Origin of the sequence: Streptomyces sp. NBC_01224, assembly GCF_036002945.1 — a bacterium.
Taxonomy (GTDB): Bacteria; Actinomycetota; Actinomycetes; order Streptomycetales; family Streptomycetaceae; genus Streptomyces.
On sequence record NZ_CP108529.1, the window covers coordinates 4,183,991 to 4,209,397 of the forward strand.

At 68.4% G+C, this 25,407-nt stretch carries 27 protein-coding genes, 1 tRNA gene and 2 pseudogenes; 16 read left to right on the forward strand and 14 right to left on the reverse strand.

Annotated elements, in window-relative coordinates; translation table 11 throughout:
• Positions 1 to 6: 6 nt before the first annotated feature.
• Positions 7 to 681 (forward strand): rhomboid-like protein, encoded by a 675-nt coding sequence (locus tag OG609_RS18405; RefSeq protein ID WP_327273831.1) that lies wholly within the window; start codon positions 7 to 9, stop codon positions 679 to 681.
• Positions 682 to 744: 63 nt separating this feature from the next.
• On the forward strand, positions 745 to 2,145 hold the full coding sequence (locus OG609_RS18410; protein ID WP_327273832.1) for an NAD(P)/FAD-dependent oxidoreductase: 1,401 nt from the start codon (positions 745 to 747) through the stop codon (positions 2,143 to 2,145).
• A gap of 78 nt (positions 2,146 to 2,223) precedes the next feature.
• On the opposite strand, the gene OG609_RS18415 is transcribed toward OG609_RS18410, so the two are convergent.
• The 3 genes from OG609_RS18415 to OG609_RS18425 form a co-directional block, all read right to left on the reverse strand.
• Positions 2,224 to 2,469: a hypothetical protein gene (locus OG609_RS18415; RefSeq protein ID WP_327273833.1), complete on the reverse strand. Its 246-nt coding sequence runs from the start codon at positions 2,467 to 2,469 to the stop codon at positions 2,224 to 2,226.
• A gap of 68 nt (positions 2,470 to 2,537) precedes the next feature.
• Positions 2,538 to 2,981 carry an NUDIX hydrolase gene (locus tag OG609_RS18420; protein ID WP_327273834.1) on the reverse strand — a complete coding sequence of 148 codons (444 nt, stop codon included), beginning with the start codon at positions 2,979 to 2,981 and terminating at the stop codon, positions 2,538 to 2,540.
• Positions 2,982 to 3,222: 241 nt separating this feature from the next.
• Positions 3,223 to 4,722: an MFS transporter gene (locus OG609_RS18425; protein WP_327273835.1), complete on the reverse strand. Its 1,500-nt coding sequence runs from the start codon at positions 4,720 to 4,722 to the stop codon at positions 3,223 to 3,225.
• A 126-nt stretch (positions 4,723 to 4,848) separates the two neighbouring features.
• Here OG609_RS18425 and OG609_RS18430 point away from each other — a divergent pair, with 126 nt between their 5' ends.
• Positions 4,849 to 5,595 (forward strand): TetR/AcrR family transcriptional regulator, encoded by a 747-nt coding sequence (locus tag OG609_RS18430; protein WP_327273836.1) that lies wholly within the window; start codon positions 4,849 to 4,851, stop codon positions 5,593 to 5,595.
• 454 nt (positions 5,596 to 6,049) lie between these two features.
• Positions 6,050 to 6,562, forward strand: coding sequence for a hypothetical protein (locus tag OG609_RS18435; RefSeq protein ID WP_327273837.1), 513 nt, complete (start codon positions 6,050 to 6,052; stop codon positions 6,560 to 6,562).
• A gap of 607 nt (positions 6,563 to 7,169) precedes the next feature.
• Here OG609_RS18435 and OG609_RS18440 read toward each other — a convergent pair.
• Positions 7,170 to 8,525 (reverse strand): hypothetical protein, encoded by a 1,356-nt coding sequence (locus OG609_RS18440; RefSeq protein ID WP_327273838.1) that lies wholly within the window; start codon positions 8,523 to 8,525, stop codon positions 7,170 to 7,172.
• Between the two features lie 366 nt (positions 8,526 to 8,891).
• Here OG609_RS18440 and OG609_RS18445 point away from each other — a divergent pair.
• A pseudogene (locus OG609_RS18445) lies at positions 8,892 to 9,140 on the forward strand (YdcF family protein); the annotation flags it as partial.
• A gap of 178 nt (positions 9,141 to 9,318) precedes the next feature.
• Positions 9,319 to 9,882 carry an HD domain-containing protein gene (locus OG609_RS18450; RefSeq protein ID WP_327273839.1) on the forward strand — a complete coding sequence of 188 codons (564 nt, stop codon included), beginning with the start codon at positions 9,319 to 9,321 and terminating at the stop codon, positions 9,880 to 9,882.
• Here the strand turns inward: OG609_RS18450 and OG609_RS18455 are convergent.
• Both OG609_RS18455 and OG609_RS18460 read right to left on the reverse strand, forming a co-directional pair.
• Positions 9,870 to 10,337, reverse strand: coding sequence for an NUDIX hydrolase (locus tag OG609_RS18455; protein WP_327273840.1), 468 nt, complete (start codon positions 10,335 to 10,337; stop codon positions 9,870 to 9,872). The genes OG609_RS18450 and OG609_RS18455 overlap by 13 nt on opposite strands.
• Positions 10,324 to 10,968, reverse strand: a pseudogene (locus OG609_RS18460) (XRE family transcriptional regulator); the annotation flags it as partial. The pseudogene OG609_RS18460 and the gene OG609_RS18455, both read right to left, overlap by 14 nt.
• 59 nt (positions 10,969 to 11,027) lie before the next feature.
• Here OG609_RS18460 and OG609_RS18465 point away from each other — a divergent pair.
• The 6 genes from OG609_RS18465 to OG609_RS18490 all read left to right on the forward strand — a co-directional run bounded on the left by OG609_RS18465 (position 11,028) and on the right by OG609_RS18490 (position 14,262).
• A complete protein-coding gene (locus OG609_RS18465) occupies positions 11,028 to 11,441 on the forward strand; it encodes a radical SAM protein (RefSeq protein ID WP_327273841.1) in 414 nt (137 codons plus the stop codon).
• Between the two features lie 77 nt (positions 11,442 to 11,518).
• On the forward strand, positions 11,519 to 11,932 hold the full coding sequence (locus OG609_RS18470) for a hypothetical protein (protein WP_327273842.1): 414 nt from the start codon (positions 11,519 to 11,521) through the stop codon (positions 11,930 to 11,932).
• Complete coding sequence (locus tag OG609_RS18475; protein ID WP_327273843.1) at positions 11,925 to 12,566, forward strand: hypothetical protein; 642 nt, start codon at positions 11,925 to 11,927, stop codon at positions 12,564 to 12,566. The genes OG609_RS18470 and OG609_RS18475 overlap by 8 nt, the downstream gene beginning before the upstream one ends.
• Positions 12,484 to 13,131, forward strand: a complete 648-nt coding sequence (locus tag OG609_RS18480) for an SAM-dependent methyltransferase (RefSeq protein WP_327273844.1) — start codon at positions 12,484 to 12,486, stop codon at positions 13,129 to 13,131. The genes OG609_RS18475 and OG609_RS18480 overlap by 83 nt, the downstream gene beginning before the upstream one ends.
• Before the next feature lie 16 nt (positions 13,132 to 13,147).
• Positions 13,148 to 13,735, forward strand: a complete 588-nt coding sequence (locus OG609_RS18485; RefSeq protein ID WP_327273845.1) for a class IV adenylate cyclase — start codon at positions 13,148 to 13,150, stop codon at positions 13,733 to 13,735.
• Between the two features lie 329 nt (positions 13,736 to 14,064).
• Positions 14,065 to 14,262 (forward strand): hypothetical protein, encoded by a 198-nt coding sequence (locus OG609_RS18490; protein ID WP_327273846.1) that lies wholly within the window; start codon positions 14,065 to 14,067, stop codon positions 14,260 to 14,262.
• 128 nt (positions 14,263 to 14,390) lie between these two features.
• Here the strand turns inward: OG609_RS18490 and OG609_RS18495 are convergent.
• Positions 14,391 to 14,464: transfer RNA gene (locus tag OG609_RS18495), tRNA-Thr, on the reverse strand.
• A 179-nt stretch (positions 14,465 to 14,643) separates the two neighbouring features.
• Between OG609_RS18495 and OG609_RS18500 the strand changes: the two genes are divergently transcribed.
• The 3 genes from OG609_RS18500 (at position 14,644) to OG609_RS18510 (ending at position 17,164) form a co-directional block, all read left to right on the forward strand.
• Positions 14,644 to 15,780, forward strand: a complete 1,137-nt coding sequence (locus OG609_RS18500; protein ID WP_266359268.1) for an ABC transporter ATP-binding protein — start codon at positions 14,644 to 14,646, stop codon at positions 15,778 to 15,780.
• Between the two features lie 225 nt (positions 15,781 to 16,005).
• Complete coding sequence (locus tag OG609_RS18505) at positions 16,006 to 16,419, forward strand: hypothetical protein (protein WP_327273847.1); 414 nt, start codon at positions 16,006 to 16,008, stop codon at positions 16,417 to 16,419.
• Between the two features lie 34 nt (positions 16,420 to 16,453).
• Positions 16,454 to 17,164 (forward strand): nucleotidyltransferase family protein, encoded by a 711-nt coding sequence (locus tag OG609_RS18510; RefSeq protein ID WP_327273848.1) that lies wholly within the window; start codon positions 16,454 to 16,456, stop codon positions 17,162 to 17,164.
• A gap of 79 nt (positions 17,165 to 17,243) precedes the next feature.
• Here the strand turns inward: OG609_RS18510 and OG609_RS18515 are convergent, their stop codons facing one another.
• The 7 genes from OG609_RS18515 to OG609_RS18545 form a co-directional block, all read right to left on the reverse strand.
• On the reverse strand, positions 17,244 to 18,872 hold the full coding sequence (locus OG609_RS18515) for a DoxX family membrane protein (protein WP_327273849.1): 1,629 nt from the start codon (positions 18,870 to 18,872) through the stop codon (positions 17,244 to 17,246).
• A gap of 114 nt (positions 18,873 to 18,986) precedes the next feature.
• Positions 18,987 to 19,943 carry a 23S rRNA (guanosine(2251)-2'-O)-methyltransferase RlmB gene (gene rlmB, locus OG609_RS18520; RefSeq protein ID WP_327273850.1) on the reverse strand — a complete coding sequence of 319 codons (957 nt, stop codon included), beginning with the start codon at positions 19,941 to 19,943 and terminating at the stop codon, positions 18,987 to 18,989.
• 84 nt (positions 19,944 to 20,027) lie between these two features.
• Complete coding sequence (gene cysS / locus OG609_RS18525; RefSeq protein ID WP_327273851.1) at positions 20,028 to 21,431, reverse strand: cysteine--tRNA ligase; 1,404 nt, start codon at positions 21,429 to 21,431, stop codon at positions 20,028 to 20,030.
• Between the two features lie 82 nt (positions 21,432 to 21,513).
• Positions 21,514 to 21,918 (reverse strand): PPOX class F420-dependent oxidoreductase, encoded by a 405-nt coding sequence (locus tag OG609_RS18530; RefSeq protein WP_327273852.1) that lies wholly within the window; start codon positions 21,916 to 21,918, stop codon positions 21,514 to 21,516.
• 134 nt (positions 21,919 to 22,052) lie between these two features.
• Complete coding sequence (gene ispF, locus OG609_RS18535) at positions 22,053 to 22,556, reverse strand: 2-C-methyl-D-erythritol 2,4-cyclodiphosphate synthase (RefSeq protein WP_327273853.1); 504 nt, start codon at positions 22,554 to 22,556, stop codon at positions 22,053 to 22,055.
• A complete protein-coding gene (ispD, locus tag OG609_RS18540; protein WP_327273854.1) occupies positions 22,546 to 23,292 on the reverse strand; it encodes a 2-C-methyl-D-erythritol 4-phosphate cytidylyltransferase in 747 nt (248 codons plus the stop codon). Before ispD ends, ispF begins: the two co-directional genes overlap by 11 nt.
• Positions 23,293 to 23,625: 333 nt before the next feature.
• Positions 23,626 to 24,108: a CarD family transcriptional regulator gene (locus OG609_RS18545; RefSeq protein WP_006380568.1), complete on the reverse strand. Its 483-nt coding sequence runs from the start codon at positions 24,106 to 24,108 to the stop codon at positions 23,626 to 23,628.
• Positions 24,109 to 24,728: 620 nt separating this feature from the next.
• Here OG609_RS18545 and OG609_RS18550 point away from each other — a divergent pair.
• On the forward strand, positions 24,729 to 25,391 hold the full coding sequence (locus tag OG609_RS18550) for a DUF461 domain-containing protein (RefSeq protein WP_327273855.1): 663 nt from the start codon (positions 24,729 to 24,731) through the stop codon (positions 25,389 to 25,391).
• Positions 25,392 to 25,407 lie beyond the last annotated feature (16 nt).

Here is a 25,407-nt window from a genome sequence, read left to right on the forward strand (position 1 = left end):
TCGGATATGACTCCGAGCAGCCCCGACCCGCCCACCCGGCCGCGCACCACCGCCGGCTCGTGGATCCGCAGCGTCGGCTCATGGATTCGCAGCGCACCCGGCACCTACATCTGGCTGGCCGCACTCTTCGTCACCGCCGTCATCGTCCACCAGATGTCACCGGACTTCGAAGAGGACTTCCTGCGCCAGCGCTCGACCAACATCCACGAACTCTCCCGGGACCCCGTACACGTACTGATCACCAGCGCCTTCTGGATCGACGGCGGCCACTGGGTTCCCTACGCCGTCCTCTACACCGTCTTCCACGCCCCCGCCGAACGCTGGCTCGGCACCCTGCGCTGGCTCGCCGTCGCCCTCGCGGCCCATGTCCTCGCCACCCTCGTCAGTGAAGGCGTCCTGGCCTGGGCCATCCGGCACGGACACGTACCGCCGGCCGCCGCCAACACGCTCGATGTCGGGGTCAGTTACGCGCTTGCGGGCGTCGTCGCGGTCCTCACGTACCGCGTCCCGGCGCCCTGGCGGTACGTGTACCTCTTCGCCGTCCTCGTCTTCTACGGCATTCCGCTCATCACCGGCCGCACCTTCACCGACCTCGGCCACTTGACCTCCGTACTCATCGGCCTCGCCTGCTACCCACTGACCCGATCCCGGCCGAAGACGAAAACCCCTCCGGCGCAGTAACGTCCCGCCCCAGAGAAAGCACGACCTCAGGCACGGCTTCACACCGGACAAAGCAGGGGCAACATGAGCACCGTCAGCACCGTCAACGGCGGCATATCGTTCTGGTACGCGGACCAAGGAACCCCCATCCCCCGGGAACCCCTCCCCGGCGACGCAACCGCCGACATCTGCATCGTCGGCGGCGGATACACCGGACTGTGGACCGCCTACTACCTCAAGAAGGCCGTCCCCTTCCTCAACATCACCGTCCTCGAAGCCAAGTTCTGCGGCTACGGCGCCTCCGGGCGCAACGGCGGCTGGCTGTACAACGGCATCGCGGGCCGCGACCGCTACGCCAAGCTCCACGGCCACGAAGCCGCCGTCCGTCTCCAGCAGGCGATGAACGACACCGTCGACGAGGTCGTCCGCGTGTCCGCCGAGGAGAACATCGACGCCGACATCCACCAGGGCGGTGTTCTCGAAGTCGCCTACACCCCCGCCCAGCTCGCCCGGCTCAAGGACTTCCACTCCGTCGAGATCGCCTTCGGCGAGAAGGACCGCGTCCTGCGCGGCGCCCGCGAGACCGGCGAACGCATCAACGTCACCGGAGCCGTCGGTTCCACCTGGACCCCGCACGGCGCCCGCCTGCACCCGGTCAAACTCGTCAAGGGCCTCGCCGCGACAGTCGAGGCGCTCGGCGTCACCATCCATGAGTCGACCCCCGTCACCGAGATCAAGCCCAAGCACGCCCACACCCCGTACGGCACCGTCCGCGCCCCGTACATCCTGCGCTGCACCGAGGGCTTCACCGCAAACCTCAAGGGCCAGAGGCGCACCTGGCTCCCCATGAACTCCTCGATGATCGCCACCGAGCCGCTCCCCCGGTCCGTGTGGGACACCATCGGCTGGGACGGCCGCGAAACCCTCGGCGACATGGCCCACGCCTACATATACGCCCAGCGCACCGCGGACGACCGCATCGCGCTCGGCGGCCGCGGCGTCCCGTACCGCTACGGCTCCGCCACCGACAATGACGGCCGCACCCAGCCCGCCACCATCGAGGCCCTCCGCGACATCCTCGTCCGCCTCTTCCCCACCACCGGAGCCGCCCGCATCGATCACGCCTGGTCCGGCGTCCTCGGCGTCCCCCGCGACTGGTGCGCCACCGTCACCCTCGACCGCTCCACGGGCCTCGCCTGGGCCGGCGGCTATGTCGGCTCCGGCGTCGCCACCACCAACCTCGCCGCCCGCACCCTGCGCGACCTGATCCAGCAGGATTCCGGTCAGTCCGGCCCCACGGAACTGACCGCACTGCCCTGGGTCGACCACCGGGTCCGCCGCTGGGAACCGGAACCCTTCCGCTGGCTCGGCGTCCACGGCATGTACGCCGCCTACCGCACCGCCGACCGCCGCGAACTCACCTCGCCCCGCCCCGGCACGGACCCCATTGCGAAGGCCGCGGACCGGCTGTCCGGACGACACTGACCGGAAAACGGACGGGCACCCGCCACCGGGTGGTGGCGGGTGCCCGCGGTCCGTTCGGTCACCTGTGTGGGGGTCGTGTCACTTCGAGTGGCAGGGGTTCTTGTCGTGACACGGCTTCGGCTTGGGCTTGGAGCAGTGCTTGTCGTGACACGGCTTGGGCTTCGGCTTGGAGCAGTGCTTGTCATGGCACGGCTTGGGCTTCGGATTGGGCTTCGGCTTGCAGTGCTTGTCGTTGCACGCCTTCTTCTCGACGGCGATGCGGGCCTGGTCCTGGTTCGACCGGACGGTGCCGTTGGTGGACGAGACGTTCACCGGGGCCGACACGATCGCGGGATTCGAGGCGTTCGGGCCCGCCTGCCCGACCGGTGCGCCCGAGGCCCCGGCGCCCGGCCTCAATCGGGCCCCGGCCGACCGATGCCCCGCTGTGCACCGATCATCCCGAGACCGTCGATCGCGGCCGGGGACAGGATCGAGTCCTCCAGGCCGGACAGGGGCATCCAGGTCACCGCGCTCGTGGAGTCATCGGCCTTGGTGACCGTCAGCGGGCCGGGCTTGAGTTCGACGATGTAGAAGAGCCCCACCAGGTTCCAGCTGATCCCGAGCCGGGTGGCCGTATACGCCCGCGCGTCCGCCAGGCGGGCGTCAAGGAGTTCGAGGCCGGTCTCCTCGTACAACTCGCGTGCCAGCGTCTCCCGTGGCTGCTCGCCCGGATCGATTCCGCCGCCGGGCAGGTGCCACAGCCCGGGCTCGAAGACCGGTGAGGCATCGGAGAGTTGAGTCAAAAGCAGTTGGTCCTGCACAGCGGCAACGGCATACGCCGATACGCGCGAACGCACGTGACTGTTCACTGTGTCCCTCCGGTTCTCAGGCTCTGCGGCCTCGACCGCCCCGTGCGGGGCAATCTATCGACCGTGCACCGAGAGGGTGCGGCAGGTTCCGCAGGGAAACGAAGTGAACCACCCGTCGTAGACGGCGCGTTGATTGGCTGCGAGCCGACCGCCAACTACCGGTCCGGTCGGCGCACCGGCAACGGAAGAAGGCCGGCGCCCTCCCGGGGCACCGGCCTTCTTCACGGGGTCAGACGATGAGTTCGGGCTCCTCGGCCCGGGCTGCGGCGGGCTCGGGCTTGGTGTCGCGCATGACCAGGGTGGCCAGGAGGGCCGCGGCGAGGACGCCGATCGCGCTGATGGTGAAGGTGGTCGACATCGAGGCGGTGAAGGCTTCCCGGGCGGCGTGGACCAGTCCGGTGTCGCCGTTGGCGGCGGCCAGTGCGCCGACGATCGACTGCTTGGCCTGCTCGGGCGCGTCGGCAGGCATCTCGCTGCGGAAACCGCTCGTCAGGAGCGAGCCGAGGATCGCGATGCCGAGCGCGGCGCCGGCCTGCTGGATGGTGTCGTTCAGCGCCGAGCCGACGCCGGCCTTCTCCGCCGGGATGGTGCCCATCAGCGCGCCGACCGCGGCCGGCATCGCGAGACCGGCGCCGAGGCCGAGCAGTCCGAGCGCGACCGCCGGGACGGTGAAACCGGAGTCTGCCGAGACGGTGGTCAGCAGCGCGAAGGAAGAAGCCATGACGAGCATCCCGCCCAGCACCAGGAAGCGGTTGCCGATCTTCGCGGCGAGCCCGGCGCTGGCGCCGTTGCCGATCAGCGCGGCGACGGCCAGCGGCACGAACGCGAGGCCCGCCTTGACCGGCGAATAGCCGAGCACGAACTGCAGGTACTGGGTGAGCACCAGCAGCAGACCGCCGTTGCCGATCTGCACGAGGGTCAGCGAGAGCGAACCGCCGCTGAAGTTGCGGTGCTTGAACAGGACTAGCGGCACCATCGGCGCGGGGGTGACGTTCTCCCAGACCACGAACCCGCCGAGGGCGATCACCGCGGCGGCCAGGGTGATCGCCGAGCGGCCGCCGAAGGCGCCGTGCTGCGGGAGCTCGATGATCCACCAGATCAGGGCGGTCATACCGACCGCGGACAGCACCGCTCCGATCGGGTCGGGCTTCTGCCAGGGCCCCTTCGACTCCGGCATGAGGACGAGCGCTGCCAGGACGGCGAGCACGACGACCGGGACGTTGACGAAGAAGATCGAGTGCCAGGAGAAGTGGTCGATCAGCACGCCACCGAGCACCGGGCTGCCGACCAGGCCGAGCATCGACACCGAGCCCCACGCCGCCATCGCCTTGGGGCGTTCCTCCTCGTCGAAGACGGTGATGAGGATCGACAGCGTCGAGGGCATGATCAGCGCCCCGCCCACGCCCATCGTGACCCGCGCCGCGATCACCTCGCCGGGGTTCGTGCAGAAGGTCGCGGCCAGCGACGCCGCCCCGAAGAGCAACAGGCCGATGATCATGATCTTCCGGCGGCCGAAGCGGTCGCCGAGGCTGCCGGAGGTGAGCAGGAGCCCGGCGAAGACCAGGATGTAGGAGTCGAGGATCCACTGGATGTCCTGGGCGCTCGCACCGATGTCCTCGGTCATCGACGGCACCGCGACGGTCAGCGCCATGCTGTCGACCACCAGGACCAGCGTGCTGAGGCACAGCACGATGAGGATCCACCAGCGGCGCGGATTACGGGTTTCCATGGGGTTTCCTCTCGACCTGCGCACGACGTTCCTTCGTTGCGAACACTGTACGCATGCGAGTACAGCGTTCGCAAGAACCTATTCCTGTACGCTGAATGCGAACGCTGTACGCCTTGAAGGAGGATCATGGCCGCCAAGACGAACCCGATCCCGTCCGTGTGGGCCCGGCAGCAGCCCGCGCCCGACCAGCCCGCACTCAGCCGGGCCGCGATCGTCCGCGAGGCGATCGCCATGCTGGACGCCGAGGGCATCGAGGCGCTGAGCATGCGCAAGCTCGGCGCCCGCCTGAACGCCGGCGCGACCTCCCTCTACCGGCACGTCGCGACCAAGGACGAGCTGATGGAACTCGCGGTGGACGAGGTCGCCGCCGAGATCGTCGTCCCCTCCCCGGACATCGTCCGGGCAGACCCCGAGGCCGACAGCCCCGACTGGCGCGCCGCCGCCACCGAGGCCGCCCGGTCCTTCCGGGCGACCGCCCTGCGCCACCCGTGGCTGTCCTCGGTCCTCGGCCAGGCGGGCCTCGCCTACCTCGGGCCCAACCTCATGTCCTTCTCCGAGCGACTGGCCGCCCTGTTCACGGCCGCCGGCTTTCCCGAGCCGAGCCGCGCGATCGACACCGTCCTGTCCTACGTCATCGGCATGAGCACCACGGAGGCGGCCTGGCTCACCACGGTCGCCCGCTCCGGCGAGACCGAGGCCGCCTTCATCGCCCGCCTCATGCCCGCCGCCCAGCAGGCCGCGGCCGGCCACGACCACCTCACCGACGCCTACGCCGAACCCCCGGCCGTCAACCCCGCAGAGATCCGCGAAACCAAGTTCGCCTACGGCCTGGAGGTCGTCCTCGACGGCCTGTCGATGCGGCTCCCGCGCTAGCTGTTCTGTCCGGCGAGGCCCACCGGGTCGGCCGGCAGAAGACAAGAGAAGCCAGGTCAGACGCGGTCTGGCCTGGCTTCTCGCTGAGCCCCCTGTCGGATTCGAACCGACGACCTACGCATTACGAGTTGTCCGATCTCGGTCCGCAACTGTCCGCCGTCGTCCGCCGCGTTGCCCACATGGCTGGTCAGGGGGTGATTCGTACTGTCACGGACGGTGGCGGACCGCTCCGGATCGGTCGGCTATCGAGACCACAACTGAGACCGGCGCGCGCGCCAACTCAGTCAGTCCGCCGAGGCAGAGTGGAGCAAACTCCCTGGCCACAAGTTGGCCACGGGCAGTGATCCGGATAGCTGAAAACGAGCAGCAGCCCGTATGCGGTCTCGGGCACATGAGTCACGGATCTGCCCAACGTGGGTGCCTCTCGGCCCGGGCTCGGCTCAGAATGCTGCCCATGGTCGACAAAGAGCGTGATGAGACAGAAGCACCCACGTTCCTGTCAGCTGCAGCCGAGGTGGCTCGGCTGATGGACCTCGACAACGCGGCCAGCGTGCCGGAGGACCAACGTGCGCGGCACCTGGCGCATGCAGTGCGCAAGCCGCTGCTCGAACGCATCAGCCTGCCCGAGGAGTTCTTCCCAACGTTGATGACTGCAGCCGTCTACGACCCTGACCCCAGCTTCTGCCGTTGGTTCATCGAGCCAGCGGTCTACGTATTCGGGCGCCGTCGGGTCATGACAGCACTGCTCAACTATGCACAGACAGGCACAGACGCTGAGCAGGCGGGCGCAAGGCGGGCCTGGTACTGCGCCCACGTACCGTTGCGCGCGGACCGGTCTTCGGCATACGCACCTGGTGGAAGGCGCGATCCTGCCCTGGACGAGTCCCACGACGTGGTGGACAAGTGGCTGGAGCATGCAGCCTCACGCTCTAGCCGACGAGAGCGTGGATCGCCGCCACGAAGTTGAACACCGCCGGCAGGGCGAAGACACTCCCGACCACAATCCATCCAGTCCCGGCGACGCGGCGGCCCCGGGTCGGCGGGGGCGGTGGAATCAGCTGATTCCCCACTCTCACCGTCTCGTTCGGGGCGATCAGGCTGCGCCCGGTGCGGCGTTGTCTCCGCCCCAACCATATGAAGACGACCGCGACCATCGCCGTGAAGGCGGCAAGTTGAAGATGCTCACTCGGTGAGTCGGCGCCGGCAAGCGTCACGGTTACGTACGACACAAGAACTTCCCCCCAGTGGACCAGCGTGGGTGGATCACCTCACGACGGTTTAACCATGTCAAGCGGATTGGGTCGTACTTACGGCACCCCCAACACGCTTTCCAAATGTTCGTCCGGGGGTCCGGGGTGAGCCATCGGCGTCCTGACCTGCGCCGGAATGAGAGGCGGGGCGTCCGGTGGACGTTGCTGGACGGGGGCGAACGAGACCAGAACTGAGACCATCAGGGCAGGGCCGCCGAGGCCGCCCCGTCGGCACGGCCGCCTCTTGACCAGCCCCGCTGCAGCTTTGTGTGCCCCCGAGTAGGCGCTACCAGGACCGATCGGTAGTTGACGCTGGCTGCTGGGTCACTCGTCCCGGAGTCGGATCGCCATCACGGTTCCGTCGGGGCGGATGGACACCGCGTTCCACTGCTCTGATGTGCTGCGGTCCGGCCACTGCCCTCGTAGGGCGTGTACCTCACTTCGGTATTCATTGACGCGCCCGTGGTGGAGGTGCGTGTAGAGGCTCCTCTTGAGTCCGGAAAATGCCTCTATGCGGGTGCCATTGAGGCGGTAGATGTGGTCGGTACCGACGAAGTCGATGTCGTGGATGCGGTGCTCCGCATCTCGCAGCCCGGCCGTGTTGGCGTGGACATCGTGCTGGAAGTGGCGTCGGCCTTGTTCCTTGGTCAGGTACTGGGCGGTGGGTTTGCCACCTCCGGTGAAGGCCGTGAGCGTGGCTGCTTCCGTCCGTGCCAGCACGACGCTGAACCAGGCAAAGGAGTCGGGCAGTACCTGGAACCCGGGGACGATCGTCTCTCCGCGGTCCGTGGGCCGCACGACGTCGGCCATACGGTTCCCCTGCTCCAGGGCGAGATCCAGGCCGGCTTCTGATGTCTCTCCGGACGGGCGGAGGACGGTCGTACCCGGCGCCTCCAGGATGTGCACGGCAAGGCTCTCCGTGGTGGGGATCTCGGTTCCGATGAGCAGGTACGGGACTGTGCCGTACGGCCCAATGTGCACGGACTCAACGTGGGCGCTAGCCGTACCGAGCTGCTTCTGTACCTGGTGAACGCTGCTGTGGGTGCCCTTGGAGGAGAGGAGGAGGACCTTGGACGGCTGGCCTGGTTGCCAGGCTTCGACGAAGAAGTGGGGCCGTCGCTGTAGCGGCTCCGGGCGAGTGCCGGTACCGGAGCTGCGTAGGGTCCAGCCGGCCTTCAGAGCGATGTCCGCCGGGATCACGGAGACCGAGTGGTCGGGGTAGCGGGACCTGACCAGCTTCTCGGCCAAAAGAGAGGCGAAGCCGGTGCCGATTTCTCCGGACTGGGTGGCCTTGTAGAAGCGCAGGAGATCGCCCCCTTCGGACGACAGCTGCAGGTAACGGCCGCGGTTGGCTTCCAGTGCCTGGCTGTAGCGCAGGCTGCCCCAGTGCTCGGCGAGTCCTCGCCCCGCACCTTGGCGGGCCGAAGCGGCTCCGAGGCCGATGGCGTGGATGACCTGCCAGGGTGTGAGTGTCAGTGATCGCGGCGCTGTCCGGACGGCCCTGTAGTCGGTGCGTCGGCGAAGGGAGCCCCGCCCGTCCTCTATCCGCTTCTCGTCCTCGTCCGCCGCAGCCTTGGCGACCTGGGCGGCGAGCTCGGGTGATGAGCGGACCTGGACGTGGGAGGTGGTGCTCAGCTCGTGGAGGATCTCGGCGACGGCTTTGGATTCGTCCTTGTTCACCGGCAGCCCTTCTGTCGATGTGGTGCGGCGTGAGCTGGAGGACCGTAGGACGGGACAGGGGAGCGCAATCAAGTGCGCACGAGGGGCGCAGGCCGGTATTCGGCCAGCCCCCTTCGAGGAACGTTCGAGCGGTGTGCGGTCCCGCACTCCCCAGCCGTCGGCGAGCGCGGCCACCAGGGCCAGACCGCGTCCGGACAAGTCGGTGTCGGCGGCCTGGCGAGCCTGATGAAGGACTCCTCGTCCTCGATCAGGCCATCCGCACGGCCGCGCAGGACGGACGCGTACACCAACTGCGCAGTAACGAGAGCATCAAGGCCATGAGCGAGGGGCCGACCGGCCCCGGCAGCGGTGACCAGGGAGAGACGCGTGAGCGACAACCAGCAGGCCACAACCGAGGACCGGTGGCGCCGGGCCGCGCTGATCTGGGACTACCACCAGATGCACCACCAACTGCGTCCCGTCGACCCGGCGATCGGCTTGGGCAGCCACGACCTCGGCGTTGCCACTCACTCCGCCAAGCTGTATCGCTCCGGGCTGTTCCCGGCCCTGGTCTTCACCGGCGGCAACAGCCCCACCACCGCCAAGGTCTTCTGTCCCAGTCGTAGGGAGGCGGTCGTCGAGGTTGCCGACGCTCTGCTTGCCCAGGGAATGGCGTTAGGAGCTCGCATTTTCGCTGGCCGAGGTCCGCCGGTGACGAGTGTTGTCCCGCTCCGCGCTCAGCCGAGGCGAGGGGCGACGCGTTGATCTGTGCGGCTCAGACTGTGCCGGGCTGTACCTGGGCAAGTACCAACCCATGGATGGATCGATCGTGAAGTGGGCATGCGGGGTGGCCGAGGCTGAGTTGAGTGAGCCGCTTCCTCGTCGATGGGCGCACTCGCGAGGGGTCGCCCAGCGCGCACTCGGAGTCGCTGGGGTTCTGGGAGACGACACGGAGCTACTGACCTCTGCGGCTGTCTTGCACGATGTGGGCTACGCTCCGCGGCTGGCCGTGCCCGGGTTTCATCCGCTGGATGGCGCTCGGTTTCTTCGTGACATCCACGCTGTAGACGAACGGCTGGTTCGATTGGTGGCGAACCATTCGCTGGCGTTGCTGGAAGCTGAGGAACGCGGGCTGCGGGACACGCTGGAGACCGAGTTTCCGCTGCTCGACGACCAGCGGCTTGTGGACGCCCTGGTCTACTGCGATATGACGACAACGCCCGATGGCGAGATCACTTCCGTCGAGGCTCGGCTGGCCGAGATCACCGCCCGTTATGGCTCCGACAGCCTGGTGGGGCGATTCATCCGTCGAGCGTCGCCGGAGATCCTGGCCTCTGTGGAGCGGGTGGAAACGGCGCTGGCGGCTCAGCCCAGGTAGGGGTAGGTGCCGGCCAGGTAGTCGCCGATCTGCTGGCGCATGCTGGGGTGGATGTCGTACTGGTCCAGGTCGGATGGCTGGATGTAACGGACGCCGTCAGCTTCGTCGTTGATGGTGGGCTCGCCACTCACTGGGCGGCCGATGTATGTGTTCTCGTACTGCTGGCGGATCTCACCGTCGGTGTAGGCCACGATGTGGTTGGGGTTCGTGTAGACCCCCAGGAAGCCGGTGATCTCGGCGATGATGCCGGTCTCTTCCAGGCATTCGCGCACCGCGCACTGTGCCGCCGTCTCACCGATATCCTGGGCGCCACCAGGCAGGGCCCATTGGCCTGTGTCTCGACGGCGCTGGAGCAGGATGGCGCCGCTGTCGTCGACGACGAGCAGGTTGTTGGCGGGAATGAGCGTGTTCGCCTTGGGGGCTTTGGGATCGTTGTAGTACTCAGTCCTGCCCATGTGACGAGGGCCCTTCCTGGATTGGCGTCCAGGGCCGTGCGGTGGCCCAGACAGCTTCGAAACTCTGAGCGTAGTTGTCGAACCACCCAGCAGCGTCAACTCTCTTGAGATGGAGCAGAGGGTTGGCGCTGGCCGGCTGACCCCAGACGTGCGGGTTGACCAGCAGGTCGTTGTCGTAGCGGAACAGGGAGGTGTAAAGCGTGGTGTCGTGCAGCCTGACCTCGCAGTCTGCCTCGGACAACAAGGGTCGGTAGTAGGTCAGGGAGGCGCGGATCTTGGCGGCGAGTGTGTCGCCGATGCCTTCTTCGCGGCCGCGGACGGCCACTGCCTGGCCGTTCGAGTCGCCGAAGCAGAGCCGTACTTGAACGCCGTCTGCTGCGCGCTCGGCGAGCATCCTGGCGACGTGGGGGTTGGACTGGGCGAAGAACGTGCCTGAGAAGACGAGAACGCTGATCTGCTCCTGGGCTCCCTTCAGCAGCGAGAGCCACATGTCACGGGGAACGCTGGCCCGGTTCTGGTAGGTCCCGACGAGCTCCGAGCCTGACCCGGCACTGGGGTGTCCGGCACTCGGCGCTGAGGCTGGGGTTGGGGCTGGCCAGAGGAACAGTTCCTCCACCCGTAAGTGCTGGGCAGCTACTCGTTCCGCCAGCATCAGGTCTCCCACCAGGCAACTGCCCGAAGGAGGCCCACGTGATCGGGGAAGTCACCGGGATCCGCAGGATCCGGATGCTGTACCTGCAGCTGTTGTACCGCTGCAACTTCGAGTGTCTGCACTGCTTCCATGGCAAGAGGCTCAAGCACGCCGATGCCTTCACGGCAGACGAGGCCATCAACCTCCTCACACTCATGCGCGCCCAGTACGGCACCGAGGCTGTCACCCTGCTGGGCGGCGAGCCGTTCGTCTACAAGGACCTCGCCTACGTCGTCCGGTACGCCAAGCAGGAACTGGGCATGCAGGTCGAGATCTGCACCAACGGCTATCGGATCGAGCGCCGGCTCACCGAGATCGCCCCCCCCACCTGGACCTGCTGCGGGTATCGCTGGAGGGCATCGGCTCGACCAACGACCACGTCCGCAAGTTCGGGAGCTATCGGAGTGCGCTGAGCGCCCTCGATATCGCCCGGGGACTCGGTGTCCGTACCGGAGCGACCCTGACGGTCACGTCTCGCAACATCGGCGAGGTGCTCCCGCTTGCCCGCACCCTCCAGAACTACGGGGCAGAGCAGTTGAAGCTTCACTGCCTCCGACCGGTCGGCAACGCAGCAGATCACCCCGAGCTCCTCATCACCGACTCCGCCGCCTACATCCGCCTACGTGAACAGCTCCAGACCGCCGACCTGACCATCGAAGTGATCGTCGACGAGGACTTGTCCGGGAACGGTGCCCCGGAGACTTGCGCTCCTGCAGGTGGCCCGACACAGATCGATCGGATCGAGGCCGACCCGCGCGGCGCACTCACCATGTCCTGCAAGGCCGTCGGCAAGGACTCCCACGCTTTCTGGTACGACAAGCTCGCTGACCACATCGACCACCGGCCATCCGCCACCGACGAACTCACGCTCGCGGTACCGGACGTCGTGTACGGCCGTGTCTGACGCCCCGCTGTTCGAGAGCCTCGAAGGACTTCGCGGCACCGGCAAGTCGACCATCGCACCGATGCTGGCAGCAGCCCGTGAAGCCGTTCTGGTCCCGACCGTGCCGCTCTTCTACCAGCCTCTGCGGCGCGAGGTGGACCTGCGGGCGAATGCCGAGGCCAGGATGTGCTTCTACCTGTCCGCGCTGTTCACCGCGGCTGATGAGATACGCCGCCACCTGTCCTCGGGCACCCCGGTCGTCGTGGAGAGCTACTTCGCTCGCTGCCTCGCCACCCACCGTGCTCTCGGTGTTCGTCTCGGGGTCAGTCTGCCGCCCGACCTGCCGCAGCCCGTGACCTACCAGCTGACGTGCGGCGAAGACGAGCGCCAGCGTCGGCTCGCTGAGCGGACCAAGCCGGTCTCCCGCTGGGACACCCTCGTCGGGGGCTCTGGCGACCGGGTTACCGACGCCTATGCCCAGTTCCCGATGCACCGCGTGGACACCACGCGCCTGGACCCCGACGAGGTCCTCCAGGCGATCCTCGCCACCGACACGCAAGGAGCCCACCACTGTGCAAACGCAGAGCCTGTGGGAGCACACCCTCACCTTCTTTCCCCAGTTCCTCGCCGCGCTGAAGGAGCGTGCCACTCCTGACGCCACTGTCGCGGTCATCGGCGCGAGCGACGGCAAGTTCATCCTGCCGCTGGCTGCCGCCGGCTACCGAGTGATCGCCGTAGAACGCGACCCGCTTGCTCTTCACGGTGGTGAAGTCACGCTCCCGGGTGACAACCAGGCTCACGCCATGGGCCTCATCGACCGGCTCAAGCTCGAATCGCTATACGACCGAGTGCAGGTCGTGGAGGAGGACTTCCTTCAATGGGAGCCTCTGGACATGCCCTGCGACGCCATCTGGACGAGCTGCTCGTGGCATTACAGTGCCAACCACCATCGCCCGCTCGCCGAGTTCATCACCCGCATGCAGTCGTCCGTACGCCAGGACGGTCTGTTCGGCGCGGAGTTCATGATGCCTGTCACCCAACGCCAACACCTGATCGAGCACTACACGTCCCCCGAGAAGCTCAGGCGTCACTTCATCGGCGACTGGGACGCTCTGCTGACCCTGCGAACGAATGAGTTCGCCGAGCAAGCCCACATCGGCCAGCTCCAGGACCACACCCACCGGATGGGTCTGCTCCTCGCGGCCCGCAGCCCCTCGTAGCGCAAAGGAAAAGCCCATGAAGCACGAGTACGAGGCCAAGTTCCTCGCCATCGACGTCGCCGGCCTTCAGGCCAAGCTGACCACTCTGGGCGCCGCCCAAGCGTTCCCGCGCACCCTTCTCACCCGCAAGATCTTCGAGAACGACGCCCTCGAAGGAGGTGCCTGGGTGCGACTGCGCGACGAGGGCACCCGATCGACGCTGACACTCAAGCAGGTCACCGACGCCACCACGATCGACGGCACCACCGAGATCGAAACCGAGGTAACGGACCTGCACGCCATGGCCGAGATCCTCCGCAGCCTCGGCATGCGCGAGGTCCGGTATCAGGAGAACTACCGCGAGGAGTGGAGCCTCGGCGAGGTCGCCTTCGACTTCGATACCTGGCCGGACCTCCCCACCTTCGTGGAAATCGAAGGGCCTGACGAGGCATCGGTCCGACAAGCAGCTGCACTGCTCGAACTCGACTACTCGGAAGCCCGGTTCGGCAGCGTGGATGAGATCTACAAGAGCGAATCCGGCCGCGACATCCTGGCCGAACCCACCCTCCTCTTCGCGGACGCCGACAAGAGTGAGGCAGCCCCAGTGGCCGCCCATGGCCACTGACGTTGAGGGCTGAGCTGTGCTGATGGAACTGGCCGTACCACACCGGGTGACACCCGGGATCGCCGAGTTCGCTCGCGGTGGTCTGCCCGCACCGGCAGGTACCGACGACGGCAACCACTGGATCGATGGGCTCTGCTGGCTCTACTGCGGCCAGAAGTGGACCCGTGTCCTGTGGATCGGTCCCGTGAGCGTGGCCGGTGCCCAAGCAGCGATGTACGCCTGCGGTCCCTGCATCCGGGCACTTCAGGAGCAGGTCTGGCAATCCATCCTTCTCAACGATGATCCGGTTCGTTCGACGCGGCCCGGGATCCCCACTCAGGCAGAGCCGGTTGGCGGACGTCGGAGTCCTCCCCCACGTCGGGAAGAGCGCCGCCGAGGCCACCGCCAAGCTGGTCCCGCTCCAGCGGAAGGCCGAGGCGGAGGACGCCGCCCGCAAGGCGGAGAAAGCCCGGAAGAAGGCCCAGCGCGCCAAGAAAGCCGAGGCCGCAGGCAAGAAGAAGGCGAAGCGGAAGAAGCCGGGGAAGTAGGGCCCAGAGCCCCTCCGCTCACGCGTCGCTCACGCAAGTCCTCCCACGACACCGCGACCACACGCCCCGCCACGCCTCATGCATAAGAAAACCCCAGGTCACGGGCTGTGTGACCTGGGGTTTCTCTGAGCCCCCTGTCGGATTCGAACCGACGACCTACGCATTACAAGTGCGTTGCTCTGGCCAGCTGAGCTAAGGAGGCATGCCGGAGCAGTGTAACCAACACTGCTCCCTGCGCGGTCCCAAAATTTCGCGCCCCTCGAACTACTGACAGATTTCAAATGGCCGGGTAGCGTCGCTGAGGATTCACCCAAGTGGACCAGACCACTCCCTTACTCGGATCGTCCGGCACGTTCCTGCCGGTGAAGGAGAAGATTCAGCATGGCCAGTGTCACGTTCGACAAGGCGTCCCGCGTCTACCCCGGCTCCACCAAGCCAGCCGTGGACCAGCTCGAGATCGACATCGCGGACGGCGAGTTCCTCGTCCTCGTCGGTCCTTCCGGTTGTGGCAAGTCGACCTCCCTGCGCATGCTCGCGGGTCTTGAGGACGTCAACGGCGGCGCGATCCGCATCGGCGACCGCGACGTCACGCACCTGCCCCCGAAGGACCGGGACATCGCCATGGTGTTCCAGAACTACGCGCTCTACCCGCACATGAGCGTCGCGGACAACATGGGCTTCGCGCTCAAGATCGCCGGTGTCAACAAGACCGAGATCCGGGCGAAGGTCGAAGAGGCCGCCAAGATGCTGGACCTCACCGAGTACCTGGACCGCAAGCCGAAGGCGCTCTCCGGTGGTCAGCGTCAGCGTGTCGCGATGGGCCGTGCCATTGTGCGTGAGCCGCAGGTCTTCCTCATGGACGAGCCGCTGTCGAACCTCGACGCCAAGCTCCGTGTCTCCACCCGTACGCAGATCGCCTCGCTCCAGCGCCGTCTGGGCATCACGACCGTGTACGTCACGCACGACCAGGTCGAGGCCCTGACCATGGGTGACCGTGTCGCGGTCCTCAAGGACGGTCTGCTCCAGCAGGTCGACTCGCCGCGCAACATGTACGACAAGCCGGCGAACCTCTTCGTGGCCGGCTTCATCGGCTCCCCGGCCATGAACCTGGTCGAGGTCCCGATCACCGACGGCGGTGTGAAGTTCGGCAACAGCGTCGTCCCGGTCTCCCGTGAGGCGCTCTCCGCCGCCGCGGACAAGGGCGACACGACCGTCACGGTCGGCATCCGCCCCGAGCACTTCGACATCGTCGAGCACGGTGGCGCCGCCGCCAAGTCGCTCACCAAGGACAGCGCCGACGCCCCGGCCGGCCTGGCCGTCTCGGTCAACGTCGTCGAGGAGCTCGGCGCCGACGGCTTCGTCTACGGCTCCGCGCGGGTCGGCGGCGAGGACAAGGACCTGGTCGTCCGCGTCGGTGGCCGCGCCGTTCCGGAGAAGGGCACCAAGCTGCACGTCGTGCCGCGCCCGGACGAGCTGCACGTCTTCTCGACCTCGACGGGTGCGCGTCTCACCGACTGACGCCCCGCGCACCCGCACCGCAGCCGGCCCCGCACGTTCTCCGTGCGGGGCCGTTCGCGCGCCGTGGGGCGTGCTTGGGTTTGGATCCGTACAGCGCCGAAATCCCCGGCACACCGGTCATTTCGCCGCGGCTCGTCAACACACGATTCGAAAAGCTTCCTCGAACCATCCCCCTCAAGGGTGACGAAATGTCGCCAAATCATCACTGCCCGCTACGCTCGCTGCGTGACCCACACCGCGCGCCGCATCGGCCGAACCCTCGCTTTCGTACTGCCCGTCGTGATGGTCCTCTCCGGGACTCTCGCCGTCACCAGCGTGCCGTGGGCAGCGCACAATTCCGAGTCGCAGGTCCTGACCGCATCGGCTCACAATCTTTCGAAGCGTGCCAAGGCGAGCACTCCGCAGGACATCCTCCGTGACCGGCTGCTCGTGGAGCTTCGGGAGAAGGACCCGGGTGTCGCGCTGACGGACCTGCAGCGTTCCGTCGAGGGCCGCCCCTCGCTCGCCCAGCACTGCATGTCGATCGCGAAGGCGCTGGGCCGCGCCGCGGTCGAGCAGTACGGTCCGACGCGCGCCCACCGGTTCTCGCGCCCCGTCTGCGACACGTCGTTCGCCTCGGGCGTCGCACAGTTCAGCTGACCCGCCGGTCCGGGCACCGCATATCGTGCCTGGCATGCATACGTATCCGACGCAGGCCGTGGTCCTGGCGGGTGGCCAGGGATCGCGGCTGCGCCCGTACACCGATGACCGCCCCAAGCCGATGGTCGAGATCCCGGGCACCGGGACTCCGATCATCGGCCATCAGCTGTCCTGGCTGGCCGCCGAGGGCGTGACCGACGCCGTGGTGTCGTGCGGTCATCTGGCCGAGGTACTGCAGGAGTGGCTGGACTCGGCAGTGCTGCCGCTGCGAGTGACGACCGTCGTGGAGTCCGAGCCCCTGGGACGGGGCGGCGGGCTGAAGTACGCCGCCGCCCGGCTGCCCGATCCGGAACAGCCCTGGTACGCCACCAATGGCGACATCTGGACGCGCTTCTCCCTGCGCGAGATGGCCGCGTTCCACGCCGAGCGCGATGCGACCGCCACACTGGCCCTGGCCCGCCCCCGTATCCCGTGGGGTGCGGTGGAGACGGACGCGTTCGGGCACATCACCGACTTCATCGAGTCGCCGCCGTCGCCGTACCTGATCAACGCCGGTGTGTACGTCTTCTCGCCGACGTTCACGACGCTGCTGCCGGACCGGGGCGACCATGAGCGGACGACGTTCCCGCGGCTGGCCCGTGAGCGCAGGCTGGCCGGTTACCCGTTGCCGCACGGGGCGTACTGGCGGGCCATCGACACGGCGAAGGACCTGACCGAGGCCGCCAAGGAACTCGACGGGCAGTAGGAAAGAGCGGCGCAGTACGCGAAGGGCGGTCACCGGTTCGTTCCGGTGACCGCCCTTCGTCTGCTGCGGTCCGGGGGTCTCAGCCGAGCAGACCGCCGATGGGGTTCTGCCCGCCGCCGGACGTTCCGCCGGTGGAGCCGCCGCCGCTGTCCGAGCCGCCGCCCGTGGAACCGCCGCCGGTGCCGGTGGAGCCGGAAGAGCTCGGGCCGGAGCTGCTGGACGGCGGCTGCTGCGGGGTCGTCTGCTGCGGGGGCTGCTGGGCGGTGCCCTGGGTCTGGCTGGGCTGTCCGGCACCGGCACCCGCCTGGCCGGACTCGCGGACGGCTTCCGCAGCGGGCGTGGACGCCTTGGCGGACGGGGTGGTGGAGGCACTGCTGCGGGAGGGCGAGGGGCGCCGTCCGTCGGGCGTGTGGGAGGCCCGGCCGCTACCGGACTCCTGCGGGAGCGGAGAGCCGGGGAGCTGGTTGGTCGGGTCGCCGTTCGGACCAGGCACGGTGACGACCTGGGAGGAGCGGACAGCACCGCCGAGCATGGAGCCCACGAGAAGGGTGAGGCCGACGACGACGGTGGCGACGACGGCACCCCGGCGCAGCACCCGGCGGCGGAGGTCCCAGATCGCCGAGCGCGGGCCGAGCCTGCGCCAGGCCTCACCTGCTAGCCGTCCGTCGACGGAGTAGACGGGGGCGCCCGCGATGATCAGCGGGCTCCAGGCGGCGAGGTAGATGATGTCGGGCGCGTCGTAGACGGCGACGGTGCGCCAGGTGACGGTGACCAGCAGGGCGGCGGAGAGGAGAGCGCCGACGGAGGCGGCGACGCGCTGCCAGAGACCGAGGACGGTGAGGACACCGACGACGACCTGGAGGAAGGCAACGGTGAGTCCGGCACCCACCGGGTGTGAGAGCGCGAAGTCGCGCAGTGGCTCGGCCAGCCCCCAGGGGTGCAGCGAGGTCAGCCACTTGACCATGGAGCCGCGCTCGCCGCCGTCGAAGTAGACGGGGTCGCACAGCTTGCCCATGCCCGCGTAGATGGAGATGAAGCCGAGGAAGACACGCATGGGCAGCAGCACGACGCCGAGGTTCATCCGGCGCCCGGGGTAGTACGCGTGCCGTACGGAATCGCCGCTGTGGCGCCGCCCCCGGGCCTCGGTGATGTCGTCGTACTCGTACTCGCCCTCGTCGTACGCCTCTCGGCCGTACGGCCCGGTGTCGACGGGGTCGTAGGCGCCGACCGCCCGGCGCATGGGCGGCAGCAGGGGGCCGCTGCCGTGGCGGCCCGGCTGCTGGGGCGCGGTGATGACGGGGTTGGGCTGGGTATCTTCGAGGCGCTCGATGACCTGGGTGCCGCGCGCACCGAGCCCGCCGTCGGACTCGTGGCCGGCGTAGGGGTCGTATGCGGTGGCCGGGCGGCCCGCGGTGGAGTTCCGTACGGCCTGGAGGAGTCCGGTGGCGCCGGGGTCGCCGGGGGCGGACCGGCCGCTCCACACGACGGGCGAGCGCCTGCCGCGTACAGCTCCGGCGGAGCCGCTCATGGCGGGGATCCTGGGCGCGCCGGCGGGGGCCAGACCGCGCAGCCGCGGGCGCTGGCCGGGGGCGAGCCGCACCCGGAAGCTGGCGTGGTTGACGATGACCTGCGCAGGGTCGCAGTCCACCTTGGCCATGCTCAGGGCGGGTTGTTCGTCGAACCGAGGCGTTCTGGTGTCCACACTCATCTAACCGAGTGATGTGTGTTTAGGACACTGCCTTGACGGGCCCGAAGTGTCCGAGGCCCGTCAATGGGTCCGGCAGAGGGCGCCCCGGTCGGCCGCCCCCCGGCCGGGTGACTTTCAGCCCCGGCGCCGCGCAACCTCGTACAGGACGATCCCGGCCGCGACACCCGCGTTCAGCGACTCCGCGCCGCCCGGCATCGAGATGCGGACCCGGTAGTCGCAGGTCTCGCCGACGAGGCGGCCCAGGCCCTTGCCCTCGCTGCCGATGACGATGACGACGGGGCCGGCGAGGGCCTCCAGGTCCTCGACGGTGTGCTCACCGTCCGCGGCGAGACCGACGACCGTGATACCGGCCTTCTGGTAGCCCTCCAGGGCCCGGGTCAGGTTCGTCACCCGGGAGACCGGCGTACGGGCCGCCGTGCCCGCCGAGGACTTCCATGCGCCCGCCGTCATCCCGGCCGCGCGCCGCTCCGGCACGACCACGCCGTGGCCGCCGAACGCGGAGACGGAACGGACGATCGCGCCCAGGTTGCGCGGGTCGGTGACGCCGTCGAGGGCGACGATCAGCGGGTCCTCGCCCTTGTCGTAAGCGGCGGCGGTGAGGTCCTCCGGGTGCGCGTACTCGTACGGCGGGACCTGGAGGACGAGGCCCTGGTGGTTCAGGCCGTTCGTCATCCGGTCCAGCTCGGGGCGGGGGGCCTCCATCAGGTTGATGTTGCCGCGCTCGCCGGCGAGCTGGAGGGCCTCGCGGACCCGCTCGTCGTTGTCGATGTACTGCTGGACGTACAGGGTCGTCGCCGGGACGCCGTCGCGCAGGGCCTCGTAGACCGGGTTGCGGCCGACGACCATCTCGGACGTGCCTTTGACGCCGCCGCGCCGGGGGGCGGGGCGGCGGTTGGCGGCCTGCTTGGCCTTGGCGGTCGCGATGCGGTTCTTCTTGTGCTTCTTGCGGGCCTCGGCGGGCGGCGTCGGGCCCTTGCCTTCGAGGCCACGGCGTCGCTGCCCGCCGCTGCCGACCTGCATGCCCTTCTTGTTGGACGTGCGGCGGTTCCTGCGCTGGCTGTTCCCGGCCATGACCTACCTGTTTCGTTGCTTCTCAGACGTGCGTTCGTATAAGTGAAGTGTGCCGCCCGGATCGCCGGGCGGCACATGGGGGGACTACTGGCGCGGGCCGAGTGTCCACCGTGGTCCGGCCGGGCTGTCCTCGATGACGAGTCCGGACTGGTTGAGCTGGTCGCGGATGGCGTCGGCGGCCGGCCAGTCCTTGCGCTCGCGGGCCGACTGGCGCTGGTCCAGGACGAGGCGTACGAGCGTGTCGACGACCCCGTGCAGATCGTCGCCGCGGTCGCTCTCGCCCGCCCAGTGTTCGTCGAGCGGATCGAGGCCGAGGACGCCGAGCATCGCGCGGACCTCCGCGAGCCGGGCGACGGCGGCTTCCTTGTCGTCGGCGGCGAGTGCGGAGTTGCCCTGGCGGACCGTGGTGTGGACGATCGCGAGCGCCTGCGGGACGCCCAGGTCGTCGTCCATCGCCTCGGCGAACGCGGGCGGCACCTCGGTGGCGGGCTCGACCGTCTCGCCGGCCTTCTCGGTGACGCGCTGGACGAAGCCCTCGATCCGCGCGAACGCGGACTCGGCCTCGCGCAGGGCCTCCTCGCTGTACTCGATCATCGACCGGTAGTGCGGGGTGCCGAGGTAGTAGCGGAGCACGATCGGACGCCACTGCTTGACCATCTCGCCGACCAGCACGGAGTTGCCGAGCGACTTCGACATCTTCTCGCCGGACATGGTGACCCAGCCGTTGTGCACCCAGTACTTCGCGAAGTCGTCGCCGTACGCCTTGGCCTGGGCGATCTCGTTCTCGTGGTGCGGGAAGATCAGGTCGATGCCGCCGCCGTGGATGTCGAAGGCGGTGCCGAGGTACTTGTGGGCCATGGCGGAGCACTCCAGGTGCCAGCCGGGCCGGCCGCGGCCCCACGGGGTCTCCCAGCTGGGCTCGCCCGGCTTGGTCGCCTTCCACATCGCGAAGTCGCGCTGGTCGCGCTTGCCGGTCTCGCCCTCGCCGGACGGCTGGCGCAGATCGTCCAGGTCCTGGTTGGAGAGCTCCAGGTAGCCGGGGAAGGAGCGCACGTCGAAGTAGACGTTGCCGTCGGCGGCGTAGGCGTGACCGCGTTCGATCAGGCCGCGCATCATCTCGATCATCTCGGGGATGTGGCCGGTCGCGCGCGGTTCGTAGGTGACCGGGAGGCAGCCGAGCGCGTCGTAGCCGGCGTTGAACGCCCGCTCGTTCTCGTACCCGATGGCCCACCACGGGCGGCCCTGTTCGGCCGACTTCGCGATGATCTTGTCGTCGATGTCGGTGACGTTCCGGATGAACGTGACGTCGTAGCCGCGGTACTCGAACCAGCGGCGCATGATGTCGAAGTTCAGCCCGGAACGGATGTGCCCGATGTGCGGGGCGGCCTGGACAGTCGCGCCACAGAGGTAGATCGAGACACAGCCCGCTGTGAGCGGTACGAAGTCACGGATCTGCCGGGCGCTGGTGTCGTACAGGCGAATAGTCACGCCTCAAGGGTAGTGGGCGCGCACCAGTGCCCCGCGACCCCTTGGGAATCGCGGGGAAAAGTTTGTGCCGGCCCGCACCCTCCTAGATGCGTCCGACGACCTTTCGCGGGGTGATCCGGACGACCACCCGCTCGTCGTCGGCGCCGGACTCGGGGTTGAACTCCGCGTACTTCTTGCCGGTGTACTTCGCCGACAGCTCGTCGATGAGCTCCTGACCGCCCTCGGTGGTGAGCGTGGCGGTGCCGCGGATCTCCGCGTATGTGTACGGCGCGTCGAAGGGCTGCACGACGACGGAGACCCGCGGGTCGCGGCTCAGGTTCTTCTCCTTGCGGCGGCCGACCGTCGTGGAGATGAGCAGATCGTCGCCGTCGCGCTTCACCCAGACCGGGGAGACCTGGGGGCTGCCGTCGGGCTGGACGGTGGCGACGGTGACGAAGACGGGCGTGTCGAGAAGCGCCTTGAGTTCTGCGGAGAGTGCGGCGGTCATGGCGTACGTCCTCCAAGTGGGGTCGATGGTGCCTCTACCCGTACCCCAACCCCGCGTCGCCGCTCCCGCTTCCCGTTCCTGCGTTCGTGGGCCTCGGGGACCGGCGCGAGGGCTCCGACCCACCCACCAGCAGGTCAGCCCGTGCGGTAGACCAGTGCCGTCGCGATCCCCGCGAGGCCTTCGGCCCGCCCGGTGAAGCCGAGCCCGTCGGAGGTGGCGGCGGAAAGCGAGACGGGCGCCCCCACGGCGGCCGACAGCACCTTCTGCGCCTCGTCGCGCCGCTTGCCGATCTTCGGCCGTACGCCGACGACCTGAACGGCGACATTGCCGATCTCGAAACCCTCGGCCCGTACGATCCGCGCCGCCTCCGTCAGCAGGGTGACTCCGGCGGCGCCGGACCACTCGGGCCGCCCCGTGCCGAAGTGCTGCCCGAGGTCGCCGAGCCCGGCGGCGGAGAAGAGCGCGTTGCACGCGGCGTGTGCGACGACATCGGCGTCGGAGTGCCCCGCCAGGCCCGGCCCCTCGCCCTCCCACAGCAGTCCCGCGCACCACAGCTCGCGGCCCTCTTCGAAGGCGTGGATGTCCGTGCCGATCCCGACGAGCGGGATCACGGGCCCGGTCCGGTCCTCAGAAGCCATCGTTCGCCCTCCTGCGTGCGAGTACCGCCTCGGCCAGCACCAGGTCCAGCGGCCGGGTCACCTTGAACGCCTCTTCATGCCCGGGTACGACCACGACGGGCGCCCCGAGCTGCTCCACCATGCCCGCGTCGTCCGTGGCGCCCTCGCCGCTGACGGCGACCGTCTTGTGCGCGCGTACGAGCGTGTCGCGGTCGAAGCCCTGCGGAGTCTGCACGGCGCGCAGCCTGGCACGTACGGGCGTACCGAGGACCGGCTCCGGCTCCCCCGGCGGACCGGGCTCGACCTCCTTGACGGTGTCGGCGAGCGGCAGCGCGGGAACGACGGCGGGCGCCCCGTCCCTTACCGCCTCGATCACCGCGTCCACGGTGTCGACGGGCACCAGCGGGCGCGCCGCGTCGTGGACGAGGACGACGGAGATGCCCTCGGGCAGGGCGTCGAGACCGAGCCGCACCGACTCCTGCCGGGTCTCGCCGCCGGGCACGACGAGGTAGTCGGTGCGCTCGGGCAGGGCGTGCTCGTCGAGCAGGTTCTTGACCTCGGCGGCGCCGTCCGGCGGCGCGACGACGACGACCAGGGACACGGAACGGGACGCCGCCATGGCCCGTACCGCATGGATGAGCATGGGCGTCCCGCCCAGCGCGCGGAGCGCCTTGGGGGCGCCCGGGCCGAGCCGTACGCCGCGGCCGGCCGCGGGAATCACGGCGGCGGTGCGGTACGGACGCGATTGATCAGACATCGGTTGCACTCCGAAGCTTCGGCATGTTTGTTTCCACAGCCGACATGGGTATGGCCACAAGCGAGCCGGGCGCCACGCCATGACTCGACCGGGCCCTTTCCGTGACACCCGGTCGAAGTCGGACAAGCCGCACCGGTCGCTCGGGATCGGCTACACAAGATCGCGAGCAACGTATCGGGGGGATCGCCGATGAAGCCAACGCATCGGTGAGTCAGAACGTAATCCAGACACGGCATGGCCGAATCCGGACATGCCGCAGCGCCCGACGACATACCGTGAATACGGTTGTCAGCGGGCACCGCGGCACATTTTTTACGACCGGCGCAAGCCGGTTCAGGACGCGAGTACCTCGTCGAGCAGAGCCTCGGCCTTGTCTTCGTTCGTGTTCTCCGCGAGAGCGAGCTCGCTCACCAGAATCTGGCGAGCCTTGGCGAGCATGCGCTTCTCGCCTGCGGAGAGTCCACGCTCGCGCTCACGACGCCACAGGTCGCGAACAACTTCGGCGACCTTGATGACATCGCCGGAGGCGAGCTTCTCCAGATTTGCCTTGTAGCGCCGGGACCAGTTCGTCGGCTCTTCGGCATACGGTGCACGCAGCACCTCGAAGACCCGGTCCAGCCCCTCCTGCCCGACCACGTCGCGCACACCCACGAACTCCGCATTGTCCGCCGGCACACGAACCGTCAAGTCGCCCTGGGCGACCTTGAGCACCAAGTAGGTCTTGTCCACGCCTTTGATCTGGCGAGTTTCGATAGCCTCGATCAGCGCGGCCCCGTGATGGGGATAGACCACGGTGTCGCCAACCTTGAACGTCATGTGACAGGTACCCCTTCCGTGGCTATCAAGAGTAACACGAGAACAGCTTCTCCTGAATGGCGTTTTCGCAGGTCAGGGCATATCTCGGGGCTTGACAACAGCAACACGTACGTGCTGCGGAAGGCTCACGGGAGACGGTATTCGCAGGTCGGAGCGGCTGTACGGGCGAGGCGAAACGCGCACGTTACACACATCCGACCCCCTCTCCAAAGTGGCCGAACGTCCCGTTTTGCCGGATTCCGGATGATGAACTTTCCGTACTCCGTTCGGACATCGATCACCCGTACGGATGTAAGTGTGATGGATCAATGGAATTGATCAACGCCCCGATGCGATCGGTTATGCGCGCGGAATGCGCCACGCTCCATGAATTGATCACCGGCGATATGTGAACGGCGCGTGTCGACCGGTTTCGGGATGTGCCGGTCCGCGAACCTCGGCCGGGTGCGGACCCCGAACCGCACCGGCCCCGGGAAGTGCCGGTGCGCGAAGGGGCGGGTCGGGTGCGGGGCGGGACGGGCGGCTCGGTAGCCTAAGGCCGCTGACACACCCTTAGGGCGGCTTTACGTCGCCCGCCCCTCCCGTCCGCAGTCCGACACGTTCAAGGAGTTGCCGCCGCCGTGAGCCGCAGCCTTCGACACGGCGCCCTCGCCGCCACAGCCATCGTGTTCTCGATCGCCTCGCTCACCGCGTGCGGTGCGGGCAATGACGCAGCGACGCTCAAGGTCAGGCCGGACAGTGCTGCCGCCGCCTCCGGCGACATCAGCATCCAGAACGCGAACGTCATCACCCAGCCCGAGCGCAACGCCGAGGGCCCGGCCGTCGTTTCCGCGACGCTGTTCAACAAAGGCACCAAGCAGCAGACCCTGGACTCCGTCACCCTGCCGGGTACGAGCGTCGCGGTGAAGCTGCACGCCGCCAAGGGCGCCGGACCGGTCGTGGTCCCGGCCGGCGGCAGGGTGGTTCTCGGCGGCAAGGGCAATGCGTCCGCCGTCATCGAGAACGGCCGCGAGGCCGCGCAGGCCGGCAATGTGCAGCCCGTCGCCTTCAAGTTCAGCTCGACCGGTGAGATCTCGCTCGGCGCGTTCGTGGTTCCGGCGACCAGCTACTTCCAGGGCTTCGGCCCGAGCTCGCTGCCGGTGGCGCCGTCGCAGTCGCCCGGGGCCTCCACCACGCCGTCCGGTTCCGCCTCGCCGGCCGCGGGGGCCCCGGGCACGTCGGAGTCCGACAGCGACACGACCGCCCCGAGCGACGCCGCGTCCGCCTCGGCGCAGACCGGCTGACCGTACGCGGGTACGC

Excerpts from the sequence above, each read along its gene's own strand:
- OG609_RS18405 (WP_327273831.1), top strand. The coding sequence starts at position 7 with ATGACTCCGAGCAGCCCCGACCCGCCCACCCGGCCGCGCACCACCGCC.
- OG609_RS18410 (WP_327273832.1), top strand. The coding sequence starts at position 745 with ATGAGCACCGTCAGCACCGTCAACGGCGGCATATCGTTCTGGTACGCG.
- OG609_RS18425 (WP_327273835.1), bottom strand. The coding sequence starts at position 4,722 with ATGGAAACCCGTAATCCGCGCCGCTGGTGGATCCTCATCGTGCTGTGC.
- OG609_RS18430 (WP_327273836.1), top strand. The coding sequence starts at position 4,849 with ATGGCCGCCAAGACGAACCCGATCCCGTCCGTGTGGGCCCGGCAGCAG.
- OG609_RS18435 (WP_327273837.1), top strand. The coding sequence starts at position 6,050 with ATGGTCGACAAAGAGCGTGATGAGACAGAAGCACCCACGTTCCTGTCA.
- OG609_RS18450 (WP_327273839.1), top strand. The coding sequence starts at position 9,319 with ATGGATGGATCGATCGTGAAGTGGGCATGCGGGGTGGCCGAGGCTGAG.
- OG609_RS18455 (WP_327273840.1), bottom strand. The coding sequence starts at position 10,337 with ATGGGCAGGACTGAGTACTACAACGATCCCAAAGCCCCCAAGGCGAAC.
- OG609_RS18485 (WP_327273845.1), top strand. The coding sequence starts at position 13,148 with ATGAAGCACGAGTACGAGGCCAAGTTCCTCGCCATCGACGTCGCCGGC.
- OG609_RS18500 (WP_266359268.1), top strand. The coding sequence starts at position 14,644 with ATGGCCAGTGTCACGTTCGACAAGGCGTCCCGCGTCTACCCCGGCTCC.
- OG609_RS18510 (WP_327273848.1), top strand. The coding sequence starts at position 16,454 with ATGCATACGTATCCGACGCAGGCCGTGGTCCTGGCGGGTGGCCAGGGA.
- OG609_RS18515 (WP_327273849.1), bottom strand. The coding sequence starts at position 18,872 with ATGAGTGTGGACACCAGAACGCCTCGGTTCGACGAACAACCCGCCCTG.
- rlmB (WP_327273850.1), bottom strand. The coding sequence starts at position 19,943 with ATGGCCGGGAACAGCCAGCGCAGGAACCGCCGCACGTCCAACAAGAAG.
- OG609_RS18530 (WP_327273852.1), bottom strand. The coding sequence starts at position 21,918 with ATGACCGCCGCACTCTCCGCAGAACTCAAGGCGCTTCTCGACACGCCC.
- ispF (WP_327273853.1), bottom strand. The coding sequence starts at position 22,556 with ATGGCTTCTGAGGACCGGACCGGGCCCGTGATCCCGCTCGTCGGGATC.
- ispD (WP_327273854.1), bottom strand. The coding sequence starts at position 23,292 with ATGTCTGATCAATCGCGTCCGTACCGCACCGCCGCCGTGATTCCCGCG.
- OG609_RS18545 (WP_006380568.1), bottom strand. The coding sequence starts at position 24,108 with ATGACGTTCAAGGTTGGCGACACCGTGGTCTATCCCCATCACGGGGCC.